The following is a 20,764-nucleotide window of genomic DNA, read 5'->3' as shown; positions in this document are numbered from 1 at the left end:
AATGCAAGGTAACACTATCCATTAAAATACTCCTGAGTGAACACAAAAAGGAATTCAAACTAGAGCTATAAAGCTCTAGTCCGAATTCCTTTTATCGTTAGGCTAAAATTATGCCAGTTATTAATGTGTTAAACGTACCACATCACGGGCAATCATTACTTCTTCATCAGTTGGGATGATGATAACTTTAACCGGTGAATATGGATGGTTCACAAATTGCTCTTTTCCACGTACATTGTTTAAAGCTGGATCCCAATATACGCCCATGAATTCTAAGCCTTTTAATACACGCGCACGAATTTCAGAACTATTTTCACCAATACCAGCTGTGAAGATAATTGCATCTACCCCGTTCATTTTCGCTGCGTAGGATCCGATATATTTGTGAATACCATCAGCAAATTTAGAGATAGCCAATTCAGCGCGCTCGTTACCTTCTTCAGCTGCTTGTTCAATATCACGTAAGTCGCTGGAGAAACCGGAAACACCAAGCATACCGGATTTTTTATTAAGAATATTGATTACATCATCAGCTGTTTTACCTGTTTTAGCCATTAAGAATGGGATTAAGGCAGGGTCTAAGCTTCCGGATCTTGTCCCCATTGTTAAACCTTCCAACGGAGTGAATCCCATAGTTGTATCGATTGATTTTCCGCCTTCAATTGCGGTAATACTTGCTCCATTACCTAAGTGGCAGGAGATTAAACGCAATTGCTCAAGAGGACGTTTTAATAGCTCAGCTGCACGCTCAGATACATATTTATGAGAAGTTCCGTGGAAACCATATTTACGGATTCCGTATTCTTTATAATAGTCGTATGGTAAGCTGTACAGATAAGAGCTTTCAGGCATTGTTTGGTGGAATGCTGTATCGAAAACAGCAACCGCTGGTACGTTTGGCAATACTTCACGGAAAGCTCTGATACCAGTTGCGTTCGCACGATTGTGAAGAGGCGCTAATTCAGCCAAGTCTTCAATTTGCTCCAATACTTCATCTGTAATAACAGCAGAATCCTTAAAGATTTCTCCACCATGTACGATTCTGTGTCCAATTCCTTCAATTTCTTCAAGAGAATTGATGATTTTATATTCAGTAAGCTTTTCAAGCAAAAGCTTTACGGCAACAGAATGGTCAGGTATTTCTGTAACCATCGTTTTCTTTTCTCCATTTACTGTAATTGTAAAAATAGAGTCTTGAAGTCCGATTCTTTCTACAATCCCTTTAGTGATTACAGTTTCCTCAGGCATCTCAAATAATTGAAATTTTAAAGAGGAACTCCCAGCATTAATCGCGATTATTTTTGACATATATTCTCTGCTCCTTACATTTATGAATAGCATCGATGTTACACGGTAACTGCTTATTTATATGTTCTCGATTCCAATTAAAACATTGAACAAGCGTTCTCGCAAGCCGAAATTACTTTGTTACCGTTTTCACAATAATATTATTTTATTTAAACAATTCTAACTTGTCAAAAAATTTATATAACGGTAATAAAGCTTTCTTTTACTTTTCTTCTTCAATCCATGCATCAATTTTACTTAACATGGAAGCAGTAGCTGCCCTGTCAGATAGCTTCGGCATATTGACGAGCAGAACCTGTTTTGGTGCTTTTATATCTTTCCCCTTTTTCTGCAGGATAAGAATACTTTTAGCCGATTGCTTCGATTGGAATAAACTTTCAGGCAGCTGAATCATCCCCTGAATATATCCCTCTTCGTTAATAAATTGATGAAGAGCCTTTGCTTCAACTGTGTTGAAAAGATCATTAGGAATCAGGAAAAATAGATATGCCCCTTCTTTTGAATACGTGAAGCTTTGTTCAATTAATAAATGATGGGCATATGACATACCATTTTCAGATTTCACTTTAAAATCGGCGGCTCTCTGATCGTTTGGATAATAGCCTACCGGTAAATCACAAACTACTGCATCTGCAGGGTTAATAAATAACGGCTGCAGGCTATCCTGATGTAAAAATTGAATTGGATGCCCAATGAGATTAGCTCCACAATAGGCAAGTCTGATTAAAGTTTCATCGACCTCAACACCTGTAGCATCTAACTCCTTTTTATCCAGTGAATTTAAAATAGAAAACAGAAGGTTACCTGTTCCGACTGCCAAATCAGTTATCGTTAACGTATCTTGATTTTTGGTGAATTTTTCGAGCAGATAAGCAAATAGAAATCCCAAGGCATCCGGTGTCATTTGATGATTTGCCTGAACATTAGATCTGCTGGATTTCAATACTGCCAATTGCCAACCTTTGCGGATATCCTCTTTACTAAACTGCTCCAAAGGTTTATCCTGATAGCTATTTTTCAAACGTTTGACTGCCAGTTCACTCAATTCTTCCTGAAGCACGGCATTATGGAACCAATTTTCTCCTGTTTCAGCGATGGCTTCTAACTCTGTGATCCCTAGTTCGTCCTGTATAATAGTTGCGGTAGATATTATCAATTCGTATATAGATTCAACATTTGTTGTGATCATTTTAAGTTCCTCCAGCTATTGTGCATTTTACTTTCCCCATTGTAGTATTACGTTTCATAAAGGACAAGTCTAATCATTCAAAAAAATACGTTCATGAAAAACGCCCCTTAAATGTTAGAAAAGCCTGTCTAACTTTAAGGGGCAGAAAGTTTATATGGAGCCTTTTTACTTTGCAGCTTTTGCTGCTTCAAGCGCTGCTTCATATTGCGGATGCGTAGTGCCTTCCGGAACATATTCCACATATGTTACTTTATTATTGCTGTCAACTACAAAAACAGCACGTGCCAATAAACGTAATTCCTTCATTAGTACTCCGTAAGCCTCTCCAAAAGAAGCGTCTCGGTGGTCAGAAACTGTTATGACGTTTTCTAAACCAGCTGCTGCACACCAGCGTTTTTGAGCAAAAGGAAGATCCATGCTTACTGTCATTACAACAACATCCCCTGCTTTTGCTGCCTCTTCATTGAATTTTCTTGTTTGACTATCGCAAACGCCTGTATCCAAAGATGGCACAACACTAATGATTCTTACTTTTCCATCTGTATCCTTCAAAGTTACTGGAGATAAATCATTTGCCAACACCGTAAACTCAGGTGCAGTGTCACCTACTTTTACTTCCTCACCAATCAATGTAACCGGATTACCTTTAAATGTTACTGTTGCCACACCAATTCCTCCTTATATCCCGATATATTCTCTACATTCTTAAGTATAGAGATATTCATACTCTTTGTAAAAAAATAACCACATTCGCATGGAATGTGGTTATGATAAAGCTTTATGAACAATCACATAAAACTGTTCCCTGATTCATCGGAAGTGGAATCAGAGGAATCCTGGGAATTGGAATTATTTTTTTTATTGTTTTTCCCCACCTTCGAAATCATTGATTCTACCTTATCCATAGCAATTGGAGCTGAATCAAGAATCTTTTCGATTAGATGTGTACTCTCATTAAGATGAAGCATTTTTACACCTTGAGCATTAACAATTAGAAAAGCAATCGGTGTGATTGAAACTCCACCTGCGGCTCCTCCACCGAATGGATGACGCTTCTCCTCACCAGTACCCTGGCTTCCTCCACGGCTAATTTGATAATCACTACCTCCGGCTGCATAGCCAAATCCAACCTTTGACACAGTCATGATCACACTGCCATCAGGAGTTTCTACGGGATCACCGATAATCGTATTAACATCAATCATACTTTTTAAGTTTTCCATTGCTGAATTCATGAGACCTTCAATTGGATGATTGGACATTTTATAACCTCCTGCATAGTTTTGCTTATTTCAATTTTTTCATTTCCTTAGCATTAAACGTGCCAGCTTCCAACCTGCAACTATAGTTTTTGCCATTCGGACACGGGCTATGCATTCGATTTTCGTTTCAAATGGTTTCTTGACTGAGAAATATGGGATAATATCGATTTTAGGAGGTATCATTAATGTAAAATACTGACTGATGATACCAATAGCTCCGCCAGTTAACCCCCATAATGCTCCCGTTGCCACTGCTGTTGTTGATGCTTCACCTGTACCGTAATGAATTTCCATTTGCAAATCTGTCATTTGTATTTTAGAGGTGAATTTTTTTACAGTTCCTTGATAACTCCTCAATTGTGAAAACATTTCCTTCAGATTCTGAAAGGCAGCTTGAACACCATCCATAGATAAAGATTCATCACCAGAGGATTCACATTGGTTTGATTGATTATGTTGCCGGTAAGTACTTTCCCGATAAGAAGAAGGCTGATATTTTTCGTCAGACAGCTGTACTTCTCTAGAATAATGGATAAGGCCTTTCCATAATTGAACCTTTATATTTGCCTTATCCTTTTCCTGAGTGTGATGATATTCAATATGTATTGTCACTTTCGAAAGCAAAAAGACGGATATAAGGATTAGCACAACTATACAAATCAGTAATAAAAGCTTCATCGTTTATATCCTCCCGAGTACGTCATCAAACAAACAGTATGGTCAATATTAACTTAATCTAAACTATACTCATTGGCTTTTTTAACGCCAAATAGCAAAAAAGACCCCTTCTAAAAGAAGGAGTCCTTTAAAGCACATATTATTTACCACGCTCTTCCAGCACAACAACTGTATCACTGAACATATCATGAAAGCCCTGTTTCTTAGGATTGAATGCAATAACGATATAACCGAGCATAAGCACAGCGGAGATATATCGGCCAATCCATTCTCTAAAGATTACTGTTTTCCAATCCAAAGGCGTTCCATCCAGCGATACCACTCTAAGACCCATAATCATTTTTCCTAGAGATTGGGCTAAGAATTTGGAAGTAAGAATAAAATAACCGAAAAATACAATGGAATCAACTATGGTATAAGCAGAGAAAATACCTGTATCATCCATAGGGATATCAAACAGTCTAAATATCGGATTGATCAATAATCGACTTATGCTTCCAATTACTATAAGATCGATGAGATAGGCCCAGAATCTCATCCAAAATCCTGCACGCAGATGGTTTGGAACAGAGTCAGGAGGCTGTACCTGTTCGTCTAAAGTCAGTTCTTCTTGATAATCTTCCATTTTCCACCCTCCTTAATTCGCAGAATATAAATACATCATCCGCGGCGATTGATTTTCAGTCATTAGGCTTTTTATCGTGCTTACCTCATCATTAACGCCTACCCATTGCTGCATTTTCATCGAAAATAATGAGCCGAGGCTATCTGACCCAATTAAACGAACCACTTGTGCATCTTTTAAATTTTCACTTTTTTTCATATCTTTAATTACATCCTCTAAATAACCAAGCTCATCAATTAAATTAATTTCCATTGCTTGACGGCCATCGTAAATACGCCCATCAGCAATTTTTCTTACTTCATCCTCAGACATACCGCGCCCCTCCGCAATGACCTTCACAAATTGATCATAGGAGCTGGTAACCATCGATTGAAGAATTTCCTTTTCATCCTCTGTCACTTCTCTAAATGGATTCATAAGATCCTTAAATTCACCGCTTTTAATAGTGACCATGTCGATTCCATACTTTTCAGCTAATCCTTCAAAGTTATAGCTTTGCATAATGACTCCAAGTGACCCTGTCAATGTTTCCGGACTGGCAAATATCTTGTCGGCCGGTGTTGAAATATAATATCCTCCAGATGCAGCCTGCGAACCCATTGATACATATATTGGTTTCTTTGTTTCCTTTTTAATTTGCATTAACTTATTATGTATTTCCGCACTTTCCACAACACCGCCACCCGGGCTGTTTACGCGTAAAATAATTCCCTTCACTGCATCATTATCCTTAATGGCATTCAATCTTTCCATAAAAGATCGGTGATTATAGGCTTCAGTCGTAAAATAACTATCTTCCTCACCCGTGTCCTGAATGACTCCCTCTACATCCATGACAACGATTTGACTGTTCACATCCCCTTCTTCAATAATATCCTCCTCAAATAATGTATCCTCAAACAAATTTGTCATAGCAGACTCTTCACTTGAAAATGTTGAGATAGCATTCATAAGGACGGATACAAAAAATATCACCGCTGCTATTCCAAGTGCCAACCATCTTTTTTTACTCATACAAATTGTCCCCCAATCACTCTTTAAGTTGTTTTAATGTTCTTATTATTCATGATAGAATTATTATAGCACCTTATTTTGGTAAACCTATAATCAGGAGTACCCATACTAACCTACAAGGAGGGAACAAAATGGCAGAACGCAGAAATATCTTTTTTTATTACAAGCAAGGTCAAGAAATGGTGGATCAGGTCAATAAATTAAAGGATAATGCAAACAACTACGGATTCGAACTTGTAGATGAACATAAAGATGCTAATATTATCGTTAGTGTAGGAGATGACGGAACATTTCTTCAGGCAGTACGTAAGACAGGCTTCAGAGAGGATTGCCTGTATGCAGGCATTTCATTGAACAAGCAATTAAATATGTATTGTGATTTCTACATAGATGATACGGAAAGTATGGTGGAAGCAGTCACAAAGCCCGTCATTGAAGTAAGAAAATATCCTACAATAGAAGTAACGGTTGATAACCAAATAAGCTTTGATTGCTTAAATGAATGCACATTCCGTTCCGCTTTAATTAAAACAATGGCTATCGATGTTCGAATTGATGATATATTATTTGAAACATTCCGTGGTGATGGGATGATCATTTCTACACCTACCGGAAGTACTGCCTACAATAAATCGGTCAACGGTGCAGTGGTAGACCCTTTGCTTGACTGCATGCAGGTAAGCGAAATAGCATCGATGAATAATAATCATTATCGTACGCTTGGTGCTTCATTTATTTTGGCTCCCGATCGTACTCTATCTCTTCAAGTAAAAGATAATGAAAACGATTACCCGATTATCGGGATGGATAATGAAGCGATGAGTATTCATCTTACCGAACGATTGGATATTAAACTGAGCGGAAGATATATCAAGACGGTTAAATTACGTAATAATTCTTTTTGGGAAAAAGTACACAGGACATTCCTTTAAATCTTCATACGAAGGAAACAAAAAAGATGATTCCGCTGGTCGGAATCATCTTTTTTTCTCGAAAGAGGATATTGCTTACGCCTTATATACTTCTTTCTTCTTTCTCCTTATTTCTTAATTCGACACGCATAATTTTGCCGCTGATTGTTTTCGGCAAATCTTCCACAAAAGTAATTTTTCTTGGATATTTATAAGGGGCTGTAAGCTCTTTAACATGGTTCTGCAAGGTTTGAACCAATTGAGGATCATTGGCATCCACGCTATCCTGTAAGACTATGAACGCTTTTACGATTTGCCCTCTTACCTCATCCGGGCTACCTACTACAGCGCACTCCTTCACATATGGATGTTTAACAAGTGCATCCTCCACTTCAAATGGCCCAATGGTATAACCTGAACTGATAATAATATCATCACCGCGTCCCTCAAACCAAAAATACCCGTCCTCATCCTTTTTAGCTTTATCTCCCGTAATATAAAAATCGCCTCTAAACTGCATGGCTGTCCGTTCCGGGTCCTTATAGTAATTTTTAAACAGCGCAGGGGTTTTAATGTGGACAGCTATATCACCTACTTCGCCAGGTTGGCAAACCTGCCCCTCCTCATTAATAATTTCTACGTTATTTCCAGGGGTCGGTTTCCCCATGGAACCCGGCTTCACATCCGTCCCCTTCATGATACCGACCAGAAGGGTATTTTCTGTTTGCCCGTATCCATCACGAACGGTGACCCCGAAATAGTTTTGAAACGTATCGATCACTTCTCTATTAAGCGGCTCTCCTGCTGAAACGGCACTATGTAGGCTTCCCAGGCTATATTTATCGAGGCTGTCTACCTTCGCCATCAATCGATATTCAGTAGGGGTACAGCATAAAACAGTAATCGAATGCTTATCAATTAATTTTAAATATTTCTCTGCTTCAAACTTGCCGTGATATACAAACCCAGTAGCTCCCGATCCAAGGACAGATAAAAAGGGACTCCAAATCCACTTTTGCCATCCAGGTCCCGCCGTAGCCCATACAACATCATCCTCACTTATTGATAACCAATTTGAGGCCGCTGTTCTGAGATGTGCATAGGCCCAGCTATGAGTGTGGACAACTCCCTTCGGTTGGCCTGTTGTACCTGAAGTATAGGATAAAAAGGCCATATCATCTCCCATGGTTTTCACCATTTGCAGCTCTTCTGAAGCGTCTTTCATTCGTTCATCCAGTTGAATCCACCCATCCTCATTTCCATTTATAACAAATGATTTCAGTGAATCCTCCGATATAATTTCTGTAAATAAAGAGGTATGAGGCTTATGAACAATTACCGCTTTTGCTTCTGCATGCCTGCTTCTATAAAGAAGGTCCTTTTCCCGAAGCATTTCAGAACATGGTATGACCACTGTACCTATTTTTAAAGCAGCTAAGTAAATCACATACGCTTCAATAAAGCGAGGAATCATGACGAGAATTTTATCTCCCTCCCTCAACCCTTCCTCTAACAAAATATTGCCAACTTTATTCACCTTTTTGACCAATTCTTCATATGTAATCTTTTGTGTTTCCCCGTATTCATTTTCCCAAATCAATGCGATTTTGGTTTCGTTCTTACTGTAATTTTCTACCTCGCTGACTAGATTATATTGTTCTGGTGCGATCAGGTTCTGTTGATTCATATCCTTCTCCTCCCTTAAAACAAATAATGTTAATCAAACTCTATTATACCTTATTTTACAATTAATGGATTAAGAGAGTGGGAAAAGATTGGCTCTTATTATTGCTTTCAACATACAAAAAAAAGAAAGCGGACTAAAAAATCCGCTTTCTTGTAGCCATATTATTTAATTATCTGGAGTAACCTCCACCCAATTGTTGTTCAGCCATTTGAACAAGACGTTTCGTAATCTCTCCACCAACAGAACCGTTAGCGCGAGCTGTTGTTTCTGCTCCAAGTTGTACACCAAACTCAGAAGCGATTTCATATTTCATTTGGTCAAGAGCTTGTTCAACTCCTGGTACCAAAAGATTGTTTGTGTTGTTTGACATGTGTTTTTCACCTCCTTGTGATAATAGAGTGTGTAAAAACACATATCTTCATTCCGGATTTAAAATGGTAATTGTTCACAAATCAATTTAGAATAAATCCTCTGTTTCTGATTCTTTCTCTTTACCTGTGAAAACTAACATTTCTGTTTTATCCAAAGCCTCTTTAATTAAAGGTTCAAAATCGACATAGCTCTCATAATGACCGACTTTTTCTCTTTTTGGCTTAGTTTTGGGATTAGCTGGTGTAAACACCGTACAGCAATCCTCAAAAGGACGTATGGATATCTCATGAGTATCAATTTTCTCTGCAATTTCAATAATATCTGTTTTATCCATTGCGATAAGCGGCCTCAGAATTGGTGTATTTGTAACCTCATTAATTGTAAACATGCTTTCCATCGTCTGGCTGGCCACTTGGCCTAAACTTTCACCAGTCACAATCGCGAGCGCATTTTGTTTTTCTCTGATTGCATCAGTAATTCGAAGCATCAATCTGCGTGTGGTTGTCATGGTATAGTTATCAGGTATTTGCTTTTGTATCAATTTTTGAATCTCCGTAAATGGCACAACATGCAGTACCATACGTCCATTGACTTCTGCCAGCTTTTTCGCCAAATCAATTACTTTTTGTTTCGAGCGTTCGCTTGTGAAGGGAGGACTGTAGAAATGTACACATTCAATCTCTACTCCCCTTTTCATCGTTAAATACCCCGCAACCGGGCTATCAATCCCTCCGGAAAGCATAAGCATTGCCGATCCGCTGCTTCCAATTGGCAATCCGCCAGCTCCAATAATTTTTTCACCCGTAATATAAGCAGCATCCTGGCGTACTTCGACTCTCAATTTCAAATCTGGATTGTGAACATCGACCGTTAAACCGTCTACATGCTGCAAGCAATATCCCCCAACCAATCCATTTAAATCATATGTTGAATAGGGATAGGTTTTATCAGCACGCTTAGCGTCAATTTTAAATGTACGAATTTTTGTTGTTAAATGATTGATATAAAATAAAGCTGATTCCTGAATGGCTGAGATTTCTTTATCAACCTTTAAAGCCGGGCTTATTGAAGAAATGCCATATATTTTTTTGAGAATATCCATAATCGGCTTGTAATCTGCACCTTGTAAGTGAACGTACATTCTTTCGTGCTGTGCCTCAATACGAACCTCCGGATAATCTGACAAAGCTTTTTTTATATTTTTACGTAATTGAACAATAAAGCCTTTACGATTCCTTTTCTTCAATGTAATCTCACCATAGCGGATTACGATATGATCAAATTTTATCATTTCTTTCTTACCTCACTTAACATTTGGATTGCTCTTTCAATTTCCTTAAGTGCCTGCTCTATTTCTTCCTTCGAATGATCATAATCTAAGCTTATTCGTATAGAACTGCCGGCAATTTGCTCATTTTTTCCCATAGCGAGAAGTGTTTGGCTAACCGTTTTTTTCTTTGATGAACAAGCACTGTTTGTTGAGACATAGATTCCAAACTCACCCAATGTATGAACGAATGTTTCTGATTTAAGTCCCGGAATTGAAAAATTAATAATATGCGGAGCTGCATGTTCTATAGGTGAATTGATGACAACATTCTCCATTTTGGATAGCTCTTGAAGTATCAGAGTACGGTACTCGTTCATTCTTCTGCTGCCTTCCCTGCTCTTTTCAATCGCCAATCTCATTGCTTTTGCCAAAGATACGGCCCCTGCCAAGCTTTCCGTCCCACTGCGCATGCCTCTTTCTTGGTTTCCCCCGGCAATTAACGGTGAAAGTGTAATTCCCTCTCTGGCAAATAGAATCCCGGTACCTTTTAATCCATGGAATTTATGTCCTGATAAAGAATATAAATCGATATGAGCATCACGTAAAGATAGTTCGACTTTACCAAAGCCCTGAACCCCATCTACATGAAAATGTATTTTAGGATAATTCTTTAAAAGATTTCCTATTTCATAAATTGGTTGTACAGTTCCCACTTCGTTATTAACATGCATAACTGATACCAATATTGTATCTTCTCGGATTGCTTCCTTAACTTGCTCAATTTCTACTCTGCCATCTTGATTAACAGGCAAGTAGGTTACGTCATAGCCAAGTTCCTTTAGCTGTTCAAACGGTCTTTTTACGGAAGGATGCTCAATTGAGGTGGTAATAATATGCTTCCCTCTGTTTCGATAATTTTCTGCTATTCCTTTTATGGCCAGATTATTGCTTTCAGACCCACCTGAAGTAAAGATAATCTCTGTAGCCTTTACTCCCAGAAGACCCGCGACCTGTTCTCTTGCCTGTGCTAACAGTTTTTCTGACTTCCCTCCGAAGCCATGTAAAGAGGATGGATTCCCCCAGAAATCGGCAGTAACCTTTGTGAAGGAATCAATCACTTCCTTATAGGGTTTTGTTGTCGCGCTATTATCTAAATAAATCATGCTTTTTCCCCTTCCTATCAATAAGAAAATGTAGCATATCCTGTCCTGTTTATAAAGTAATTTTCTCTTATGCCTCTATCTTATGCTGGATTAAACAAAGAAAAAAACCAGACTGGTAAGTCCAGACTGGTCTATACATTGCTATGTTCAAGATACTCTTGAATTTTTTTTAACGAACCCGGTTCAACTTTTTCAATTGCCTCAGCTGCATGCTCCAGAGCATCCTGGTATTGATAATTGCGGAATTGCTTTTCTGCTTCAGTCAGGGCAACAGCAACAGATGGGTATTTGCTTCTATAACGATTGCCGTATTGAATAACTTTCTCAGCCATCATCACTTGCTCAGTCAATTCAACAGTAGCCTCCTGAACACGGCTAACTGCAACACTTGCAATATCCAGATGATGCATGACAGCATTCATATTCAATGGTTTTTCTTCCAATTTCTCTTTTACTTCCTCAATGCTTTCTTTTGCTTGTATAACCATTAATTCATAAGAAGTTGGAAGACCCGGTAAATTGCTTCCCTTGATGATTCGTAAGGATTCCGTCATGCTTTGATGCAACTTCCTTATCGTTTCTCTTGATTCCAATTCATCCTTACGCAGAGTATTTAATTTCTCTTCAAATTCTTTTTGTAAGTCTTTCAGTTCATCTAATTTGGATTCAAGCTCAACGATGTCCTCTTTTAATGCCGTATAAGCTGTATCTCTTTCGTATATCTTATCTTTAAGCATTTCCCATTTCGATTTCAAGGTAATCAGCGTTTTATCAAGATTTGAACGTGCCTCAAGTTCCTTCTCAGGCATTTGATAGATTTGTTTCACCAATTCTGTCTCTTCATCCAGTCTCTCAAGCTGATCGATTGATTTATCCAGCTTTTGCTGGTATGAATCCTTAACTGATAAAACATACTGACGTGCTACAACCTCTTTTTCCAGTAGATCATAATAGGATTGAATGGATTCGTTTAATTCCTCGATTCCTTTTGCAGCCGCTTCGGTGTCTATGTCAACAATATATTCCTTATATTTTTCTAGATTCTCTTCCATTTTTTCAATTTCATTCTCAAAAAACATATGACTTAATGGATATCCTTGCTCACACATTTCCGCATATCCCATTTTAAGTTCATGTAAAAGTCCCGGTATATGTATTTGGCAATGCCCAATTAAATCAGGAATCAAATCTAATTTTTCCTTCAGGTTTTGCAATTTAGCCTGGATGCCCAGTACTTGTTCTCTAGCCTCTAGGTAATCTCCTGATTCTGTTTGATTATTGAATGTATCAAAATCAAGAGCAAGCTTATCAAATTCTTCTTCCAGTTTACTTGCTGCTTCACCAAACGAATGACGGTGTGCCAATAAACGTTTCTTCTGTTCACGATAAGCTAATAGAAGCTCTTCAACTAATCTTTTATTTTGCTCCTCACTGCCCACCAATTCATTTAATTCATGCAGCATGGCTGAAAGTGTAATTTCTATTTCTTCAATGATATGCTCAATCTTCTTTTGAACCTGCACTGATTTATTAAATCGGTACTTGTCAGCATATTCTTCTGCATCAAACAGCAGTGTCTCAACATCAGCAAGACGATCTGTCTGGATTGTATCCCATTCATTACGCCATCTTTCAAACATTCTCTCTGTTTGCCCAGTCATATTCAAGCTTTTTACCTTAGCCAATTCTTCTGCAATCGGCCTATTCATGATGTCAATTTTTTTCTCTGCAAGTCTATCTATTTCTTTGTAGTGTTTCTTCCTTGCCAATATTCCAACAATAAAGGCAATAAAGATAATCACCAATATCCCTATTACATACTCCATATGAAGCCTCCTATTCAAAACGAGACAGATAATATATATAAATAAGTTCAATATCAATGATTTAATGATAACATGGTATAAAGTATTTTTAACTAATAAAATCTACTTTTTCTACAAAAAATTATTCAATGCTCTCTTTTAATGTCTAGAAAATATAATTTATTTAAAATATTTGTCGAAATGGAGGCTCTCTCGATGAAAATCAAGGACGGACATGTACATACTCCTTATTGTCCGCACGGAGCGGATGAACCAGTTTTTGCATATATTGAAAAAGCAATAGAGCTGGGATACGAAGAAATTACCTTTACCGAACACGCTCCTTTACCAAAAGGATTTATAGATCCGGCTCCAACACGGGATAGTTCTATACAAATGGATCAGTTATTCACATATATAGAGGAAATAAGGTGCTGTAAAGAGAAGTATAAGGCGAAGATTGCCATTAATATTGGTTTAGAAGTGGATTATATAGATGGCAGGGAACAGGAAACAACAGAATTCCTTAATGAAATTGGCCCTTATTTGGATGACTCGATTCTGTCTGTTCACTTTTTAAAGAATCAAAACGAGTGGTATTGCCTGGATTATAGTGAAAAAGAATTCGGTCATATAATTGAACAATACCAATCTGTCGATCAACTATATAAGGCTTATTACCATACCCTTCAAAAATCGATTATAAGTGATTTAGGGACATTTAAGCCCAAACGGGTAGGTCATATTTCTCTAATTACAAAATTTCAGAAAAAGTATCCAAGCAGTGTCCCATTAGAATCCTATTTACTTCCAATACTTTCATTAATAAAAGAACGTGGGTATGAATTGGATTTAAACACGGCCGGCCTTTTTAAACCCTTATGCGGTGAGACTTACCCCCCTATACCCTTTATTCAAGCAGCCATAAAAATGGGAATCCCTCTCTGTTATGGATCTGACGCTCACCATCCAGCAGATCTTGGGAGAGGAATAGATGTACTAAAAACGAAAATCTTAATAAACGATTAATCACTCAGCATCCAGTCAAATAGGGACAGGACAAACACGATTCTCAAATAAGCAGTCATTAAGAAATCGTTCAATCTCTACCTGATACTTGTTTATAAAATACAATTCGTTCGTAAATATTTGCCAAACCTCACTGAAGTATTGAGCCTGAATGAAGGGTTCATTCAGTAATGCTTTTAGCTTCATGACAAACATAGATGGATTAATCTTTTTTAATTCACCGCAATCCATACCAGCATCAAGGAATAAATTAATATAAAATTTTTCTTTCGATAAATAGGTTGTGTAAATTTCTCTGTTTAAGCTTGAGTCTACTGATATTTCTCTTAATACAAGACGTGTTAGCAGGAACTTTTCTCTGTAATAATGCAAGCAAAATTTGGTATACTTTAAGACACATTCTTTTGGACCAATGAGCGGGAGTTGTTCAGCGATATTTTCAATGCCGCTTATATAGCCTTCAAAGAAATCTGTAAAACAATATTCAAGGAGACCTTGCTTATGCTGAAAGTGATAAGCTATATTTGCTGAATTACCTCCGGCACGGCCAGCAATATCTCTGATTGAAGTTGCTGAATAGCCTTTCATATAGAATAAATAGACAGCAGCTTCAAAAATATCATCTTTTTTATTTGATAGTTTATCCATATATTCATCTTCCCCCTTTATGATTAACATTCTCGAGGAATGTCAGATGACAACGTGAAACCTTGTTCGGCAGGGAGTTGTTTTATCCAACACCGAGTATTAGTTGAACCAATCGGGGTCTTATCGGCGCTAAACTTCCTCATAACCGTAATAGAGGTGGAGCCTTAGTGCCAATTTGAACGGGATAAAAGCCGTTCCAGCATACCAAGCTGTGCGTTCACATGGATTTTCTCTTATATATGAAGTAGTTCTTCTTTTTAGAGACTTATCCTTCTATAACTTCTCGACAAAAAAGACAGTACTGACTATGGTTAGAGGTTATTCTCTATTGAGGGTAACAATGAAAGGAGAATGATGATGTTTCAAGTCGAAAAATATAAAAAAACGAAACCAGAAAACTATCAAATGGTCAGCAAACAGCTGGAAGCCCTAATAGATGGGGAAACAAATTTAATTGCCAATTTGAGCAATGCTTCTGCCCTTTTAAATCAATTTTTGGATGACGTGAACTGGGTGGGATTCTACCTATATGAAGAGGAGCAACTGGTTCTTGGACCATTTCAGGGTCTCCCGGCCTGCATTCGAATTCCTTTAGGCAAGGGAGTATGCGGAACAGCGGCAGAAAAAAGAGAAATAATCAGGGTAATGGACGTACATCAATTCCCTGGACACATTGCCTGTGATGCTGCCACTCAATCAGAAATCGTTTTGCCGATTCTAAAGGATGGCCGTCTGATTGGTGTACTTGATATAGACAGTCCGTCAAAGAATCGTTTTGACAAAGAGGATGAAAATGGATTAAAACAATTTGTGGATGTACTTGTCCAATCGATATAAAAAACAAAGGGCTAAGCCAAAAATGAGCTTAGCCCTTTTGTATTAACAGGATACAATCACCTGATTTTTACCTGATCGCTTAGCTGTATACAGGGCATCATCTGCCCGCTTGAAAAGTTTTTTGATCGTATTGTTATTTTTTTGATTGGATTCCCAATACGATACGCCGCAAGAAATGGTGACCGGAGGATTTGTTTCTTTTCTTACTTTCTCAACAAGTCTTTCCGCAACAGCTTTACCAGCCTCTATCGGTGCCTTCGGAAGGAAAATAGCCAATTCTTCCCCGCCCCATCTTGTGCCTATATCGGTGTCTCTAATACTATTTTTAATTAAATCAGCTACCTGAATAAGGACTTCATCTCCCTTTTGGTGCCCATATGTATCATTTGTCAGCTTAAAATTATCTATATCGATTAAGATAAACGTTCCCTCAGTTTCTGAATTTATCAATTCAAGCATTCTTCCCTCAAGATAATTTCTCGAATATAGACCTGTTAAATAATCGGTTATGACCATCTTTTCAAGCTCTTCTCTTAATATTGAGTTCACAAATGCCATTGAAGAATGATGAATAAGAGACTGCATTAATTTAAACATATCAAATGTAAAATGATACGGTACTCGATGAAGAACAATGCAAAAACCATCCATTTTTCCACTATGTATCATTGGAAAAGCCATAAGGGATTTATAATGGCCATCCTGCCCAACTTTATCCGAATCCATGTCCCCAATATATAAAGCCTCCCGATCCTGTTCTAAGCTGCCTTTGACATATTGGATGTAGTCCTTGGATGCCTCTTCATCGAAAAAAGGTGAACTTCCCGGCACAAGTTTTGTCTGTCCATTCCTAATCATAAAAAAACCCACTTCGTCTGCGAGGAACGATTTATTTATTTGTCGCTTCATATAACTAACTGTTTCACTAAGTCTCAAGGTAGAATTCAGACGATGCGATGTTTCATTAATAAGACGTAAATCTGCAATTAAGCGTTTGGATTGTTCATATAGTTGGGCATTTTCCAGAGCCCCGCCTGCCGTATTCGCGAGAAGAGAGATGAATTCAATTTCAGTATCTGGGAATATGACTGCTTCAGGTGCAATAACTTGTAAAACCCCATAAACACCCTGTTTGCCTAATAATGGTGCATACAACACAGAATTTCCCACTTCCATTGTATTCTCAAATTGAACATGACCAGAAACATATGCCTGCATGGCAGATAAATTTTCCCCGTCCATTTCCAAACTTTTAATTGGAAGATTTAATGTGTTATCGCTGTCCTGCGACATCAGCAAATAGTATACAAAGGACGGATATACTTCACGCAGGGTTTCGATTACCTCTGCCAAAACGGAATGCATATCCATAGAGGAATGAAACTCTGTCGTAATCCGTTGCAATAGTTTGTAGCGTTTCTCTTCCTTTTTTCGTTCTGAAATTTCAATTGCCTTGTGCAGTAATTCTCCTATCACTGTCTTCAATTCATATAAATCAATTCTATTATCATTTTTCAACTCTTTATTTTTAGAAAGAACTACAAATAGTCCCAGTAATTCTCCTTCATGATATACAGGAATCCCCAATGGGTATAAAGTATCATTTAATGATAGACAGACTTCCATACACAAATCTTTCAAAGAGGAGTTTAGTAAAGCATCAAGGGAAATGGTGCTGGCAAACTGATTTTGGAGTTCTGTTTTCGAAGCCACTTTTTCCAGATTGATCTTTTGTTTCCAAGGATCATTATAATAACAGGCAATCTCATCCACACTTAACAATTCCAATAAGTAGTCAACCATTTTATCTGTAAATTTACCTAAAAAGAGTTCATTATCATCTTTAATCATACATTCCACAAATAGACCTTTTAATTTTGTTTCCCAGCTCAGATTTAATTGATTATCTACCATCACATTAATCAACACCTGTTGTCATATTTTATTTCGTATTTTTTATAAATTTAGATTGATTTTTTAAAATATAATACTTTATACCTGTATTTTACCAATATATGCTAAAATAATCATTACTTTCTTTCAATAAAATTACATTTTTTATTTAAACCTTTGAAGGAAGCATCAGATTGTAACGATTCCATTCAAGAGAATCCCTTGACTTATGTAACAATAAATTATACAATATTCTTTGTGTAAAATATCGCAGCTTATGTTCGCATCTTTATTTGTTCATTTCATTCCTCTACCATGAGGTGTATCTTGTAACCCGCTGCTGCTAGGGCGAAGGTACATGAAAATGAAATGGCAGTAATGCTTGTAAACATCAGTTTTTATTTTACAAAAATAAAAACATTCAAGGAGGAGTCTTCTTATGGCTCGTTATACAGGTCCAAGCTGGAAACTATCCCGTCGTTTAGGAATTTCCCTAAGCGGTACAGGTAAAGAATTAGAAAAGCGTCCTTACGCACCAGGACAACACGGTCCTAACCAACGCAAAAAGCTTTCCGAATACGGTTTGCAATTGCAAGAAAAACAAAAACTTCGTCACATGTACGGTGTGAACGAACGTCAATTCCGCACAATGTTCGATCGTGCTGCTAAAATGCCTGGTAAACAAGGTGAAAACTTCATGATTCTTCTTGATTCTCGCCTTGACAACATTGTTTACCGTTTAGGTTTAGCTCGTACTCGTCGTCAAGCTCGTCAGCTTGTAAACCACGGACACATCTTGGTTGATGGACGTCGCGTTGACATCCCATCTTACCGTTTAGCTCCTGGTCAAGTTATCGGAGTACGTGAAAAATCCCGTAACCTTGATATCATCAAGGAAGCTATGGAAGTAAACAACTTCGTACCTGACTACCTAACTTTCGATGCTGACAAGTTAGAAGGTACATTCACTCGCTTACCTGAGCGTTCTGAATTACCAGCTGAAATTAACGAAGCTCTTATCGTTGAGTTCTACTCTCGTTAATTAATACGCATTGTAAATAGCGTATATAAAAACCCTGGAAACCTTGTTTCCAGGGTTTTTATTTGTTTGGAAAATATAATTACTAAACTTATAATCAGACTCGAAATATTATTTATAGGAATTATGAAGCAGGTGATATTTAATTCTCTCTTTGTTTTTGAAAAACGAAGACCAGGCAATACCTTAGAAATTTACCATTAAACGGGACTCCAAACCTGAAACGGCTCCTAGGTTTTTCATCCTAACAAGGTCTGTTTTGGTGTACAAAACTTAATATAGCTGAAGACATATCTATTTTAACCTCTTAAAACTTTATCTTCTTGACAACTATATTTTCATATTCAATCGTTCTCTTCACCCGTATAATCTCTATGCAATTAGATTCTTTGCAACTATTAGATGTTAAATCAATTTCTTTTGGAATACCTTTCAATCGTCTAAATTAAAAGTCAGCATCATACCCACTAAAAATCGGAAATTAAATCCCCTCTAACTTTATCTATAAATAGAAATTCGTCCTTCTTCAGATATAGTATAAAAGAACTATATTGTGGATCAAATTCATCATCCACTTATTAGACAGTACAGTAGAATAACGGTTTGTTACCTCCATCATTTTCAAGACTATCCCAACTATTAGAGTAACTGATACTTATACTAATCTATACGGATTGTAGTAGGCGAGAAAATGAAAATAAAAATCAGAAAAAAATTAATATTTTATTAACAAACTAATCAAAAATTGTGATAATGTAGTTAATTGTGTAAATTATTACTAACAAAGGGGAGGGGAATTTGTTGGCTTCTTCATTTTAAAGAAGAATACAACAACTAAGATGAAAAAATATATTGCTGGAGTTTTAACTGTTTTCTTAAGTTTTACTGTACTATTTTTAACGAATAGTAATCAGGTTGAGGCTGCTTCCACAACGATGTACGTAACTGCAGACAATTTAAATGTGAGGGAGAAAGCATCATCATCGTCAAAAATTATTACGGCCGTAAAGAAAAATACAAAATTGATTGTAACTAAAAAGAGCGGTAATTGGGGATATGTCAAAGTTAACAAAAAAAATGGATGGGTATCAATAAAGTATTTAACATCCAAGGCTCCCGTAACAAATAAAACAATGTACACTACTGAAAAAACAACCCTGAAAAAGCTAGCAAAAAATAGCTCCGGCACACTGAAAACGATTAACAAAGAGGCAACAATAATTGTTTATTCAACTACTTCCGATAAATATGCCAAAGCAAAGTACGGTGGAAAAACGGGATGGATTTTAAGATCTAAAGTGAAAGATTCGAAGACAGTTACAACAACTTCAAAAGCAGCAATAAAATATAAAACAATTAAACAAAATGACAATACTTTGGCAAAAGGCACTACGAAAGTCGTCCAAAAAGGAAGCAACGGAAATCAAACGATCATATACAAGAAAACCTTTAAAAATGGAAAGCTAATTAGCACAAAAAAATTATCATCTAAAGTAACAAAAAAAGCAGTTAATCAAATTATTAAAGTAGGTACAAAAGAGACTAAAGCATCTAATTATACAACCGAGGTTCTTCGATTGGTTAACCAAGAACGCGCAAAAGTAAATATAGCACCTTTGAAAAATTTAAATAGTCTTTCGAAAGTTGCCGAAGTTAAATCAAAAGATATGCGTGATAACAATTATTTCAATCATACAAGCCCTACATACGGGTCTCCGGGAGAAATGGTAAAAAAATTCAATATTTCTTTCACTATGCTTGGTGAAAATATTGCAGCTGGACAAATTACTCCTGCATCTGTAGTGAACAGTTGGATGAATAGCCCAGGGCACAAAGCGAATATTCTCGATGCACGTTATACCCATATCGGAATTGGGTATGCAGAAGGTGGTTCATGGAAACATTATTGGACACAGTTATTTTTAAAACAGTAAGTAAAAATACTATATATCCATTTCAATTTTTATTTTCTTTCAACCATTATAATAAAGCACAATAAGAAAAATATCTTAATATACATTAAAAGGGCTGCCT

The 20,764-nt window shown here is 37.0% G+C and carries 19 protein-coding genes; 5 read left to right on the top strand and 14 right to left on the bottom strand.

The features are described 5' to 3' along the window. Window positions 1-120: 120 nt before the first annotated feature. From AC4D4A_RS13760 to sppA, 7 genes are all read right to left on the bottom strand, one after another. Window positions 121-1,308 (bottom strand): acetate kinase, encoded by a 1,188-nt coding sequence (locus AC4D4A_RS13760; RefSeq protein WP_066108974.1) that lies wholly within the window; start codon window positions 1,306-1,308, stop codon window positions 121-123. Between the two features lie 202 nt (window positions 1,309-1,510). Then, window positions 1,511-2,497: a class I SAM-dependent methyltransferase gene (locus AC4D4A_RS13755; protein WP_490996423.1), complete on the bottom strand. Its 987-nt coding sequence runs from the start codon at window positions 2,495-2,497 to the stop codon at window positions 1,511-1,513. Between the two features lie 165 nt (window positions 2,498-2,662). After that, complete coding sequence (gene tpx / locus AC4D4A_RS13750) at window positions 2,663-3,163, bottom strand: thiol peroxidase (protein WP_490996422.1); 501 nt, start codon at window positions 3,161-3,163, stop codon at window positions 2,663-2,665. Window positions 3,164-3,285: 122 nt separating this feature from the next. After that, a complete protein-coding gene (gene ytfJ / locus AC4D4A_RS13745) occupies window positions 3,286-3,759 on the bottom strand; it encodes a GerW family sporulation protein (RefSeq protein WP_490996421.1) in 474 nt (157 codons plus the stop codon). Between the two features lie 39 nt (window positions 3,760-3,798). Further along, the gene (locus AC4D4A_RS13740) at window positions 3,799-4,437 is read right to left on the bottom strand and encodes a DUF2953 domain-containing protein (RefSeq protein ID WP_490996420.1); all 639 of its coding nucleotides are present in this window, start codon (window positions 4,435-4,437) and stop codon (window positions 3,799-3,801) included. Window positions 4,438-4,576: 139 nt separating this feature from the next. Beyond that, window positions 4,577-5,062, bottom strand: a complete 486-nt coding sequence (locus AC4D4A_RS13735) for an RDD family protein (RefSeq protein ID WP_490996419.1) — start codon at window positions 5,060-5,062, stop codon at window positions 4,577-4,579. 12 nt (window positions 5,063-5,074) lie between these two features. Beyond that, window positions 5,075-6,076, bottom strand: a complete 1,002-nt coding sequence (sppA, locus tag AC4D4A_RS13730; RefSeq protein WP_490996418.1) for a signal peptide peptidase SppA — start codon at window positions 6,074-6,076, stop codon at window positions 5,075-5,077. A 131-nt stretch (window positions 6,077-6,207) separates the two neighbouring features. Here sppA and AC4D4A_RS13725 point away from each other — a divergent pair, with 131 nt between their 5' ends. After that, window positions 6,208-7,008: an NAD kinase gene (locus AC4D4A_RS13725; protein ID WP_490996417.1), complete on the top strand. Its 801-nt coding sequence runs from the start codon at window positions 6,208-6,210 to the stop codon at window positions 7,006-7,008. Between the two features lie 82 nt (window positions 7,009-7,090). Here the strand turns inward: AC4D4A_RS13725 and mbcS are convergent, their stop codons facing one another. The 5 genes from mbcS to ezrA all read right to left on the bottom strand — a co-directional run bounded on the left by mbcS (window position 7,091) and on the right by ezrA (window position 13,305). After that, a complete protein-coding gene (gene mbcS / locus AC4D4A_RS13720; protein WP_490996416.1) occupies window positions 7,091-8,674 on the bottom strand; it encodes an acyl-CoA synthetase MbcS in 1,584 nt (527 codons plus the stop codon). A 169-nt stretch (window positions 8,675-8,843) separates the two neighbouring features. Next, a complete protein-coding gene (locus AC4D4A_RS13715) occupies window positions 8,844-9,044 on the bottom strand; it encodes an alpha/beta-type small acid-soluble spore protein (RefSeq protein ID WP_490996415.1) in 201 nt (66 codons plus the stop codon). Between the two features lie 87 nt (window positions 9,045-9,131). Beyond that, window positions 9,132-10,334, bottom strand: coding sequence for a tRNA uracil 4-sulfurtransferase ThiI (gene thiI, locus AC4D4A_RS13710; RefSeq protein WP_490996534.1), 1,203 nt, complete (start codon window positions 10,332-10,334; stop codon window positions 9,132-9,134). After that, window positions 10,334-11,479 carry a cysteine desulfurase family protein gene (locus AC4D4A_RS13705; RefSeq protein WP_490996414.1) on the bottom strand — a complete coding sequence of 382 codons (1,146 nt, stop codon included), beginning with the start codon at window positions 11,477-11,479 and terminating at the stop codon, window positions 10,334-10,336. Before AC4D4A_RS13705 ends, thiI begins: the two co-directional genes overlap by 1 nt. 131 nt (window positions 11,480-11,610) lie before the next feature. Further along, window positions 11,611-13,305 (bottom strand): septation ring formation regulator EzrA, encoded by a 1,695-nt coding sequence (gene ezrA / locus AC4D4A_RS13700; protein WP_490996413.1) that lies wholly within the window; start codon window positions 13,303-13,305, stop codon window positions 11,611-11,613. Window positions 13,306-13,506: 201 nt separating this feature from the next. On the opposite strand from ezrA, the gene hisJ reads away from it, so the two are divergent. Beyond that, window positions 13,507-14,313, top strand: a complete 807-nt coding sequence (gene hisJ / locus AC4D4A_RS13695; RefSeq protein WP_490996533.1) for a histidinol-phosphatase HisJ — start codon at window positions 13,507-13,509, stop codon at window positions 14,311-14,313. Between the two features lie 15 nt (window positions 14,314-14,328). Here hisJ and refZ read toward each other — a convergent pair whose 3' ends face one another. Next, window positions 14,329-14,961, bottom strand: coding sequence for a forespore capture DNA-binding protein RefZ (gene refZ, locus AC4D4A_RS13690; protein WP_490996412.1), 633 nt, complete (start codon window positions 14,959-14,961; stop codon window positions 14,329-14,331). 357 nt (window positions 14,962-15,318) lie between these two features. Between refZ and AC4D4A_RS13685 the strand changes: the two genes are divergently transcribed. Next, complete coding sequence (locus AC4D4A_RS13685) at window positions 15,319-15,798, top strand: GAF domain-containing protein (protein ID WP_490996411.1); 480 nt, start codon at window positions 15,319-15,321, stop codon at window positions 15,796-15,798. A gap of 42 nt (window positions 15,799-15,840) precedes the next feature. Here the strand turns inward: AC4D4A_RS13685 and AC4D4A_RS13680 are convergent, their stop codons facing one another. Beyond that, the gene (locus AC4D4A_RS13680; RefSeq protein ID WP_490996532.1) at window positions 15,841-17,712 is read right to left on the bottom strand and encodes a sensor domain-containing diguanylate cyclase; all 1,872 of its coding nucleotides are present in this window, start codon (window positions 17,710-17,712) and stop codon (window positions 15,841-15,843) included. Window positions 17,713-18,130: 418 nt separating this feature from the next. On the opposite strand from AC4D4A_RS13680, the gene rpsD reads away from it, so the two are divergent. Next, the gene (gene rpsD / locus AC4D4A_RS13675) at window positions 18,131-18,733 is read left to right on the top strand and encodes a 30S ribosomal protein S4 (RefSeq protein WP_066109019.1); all 603 of its coding nucleotides are present in this window, start codon (window positions 18,131-18,133) and stop codon (window positions 18,731-18,733) included. Between the two features lie 836 nt (window positions 18,734-19,569). Then, window positions 19,570-20,664 (top strand): CAP domain-containing protein, encoded by a 1,095-nt coding sequence (locus tag AC4D4A_RS13670; RefSeq protein WP_490996410.1) that lies wholly within the window; start codon window positions 19,570-19,572, stop codon window positions 20,662-20,664. Window positions 20,665-20,764: the final 100 nt, after the last annotated feature.

It is taken from the genome of Pradoshia sp. Z5_111 (genome assembly GCF_058267535.1).
Note: the sequence above shows the minus strand (reverse complement) of the source record. Positions and strands in the feature narration are given on the sequence as shown.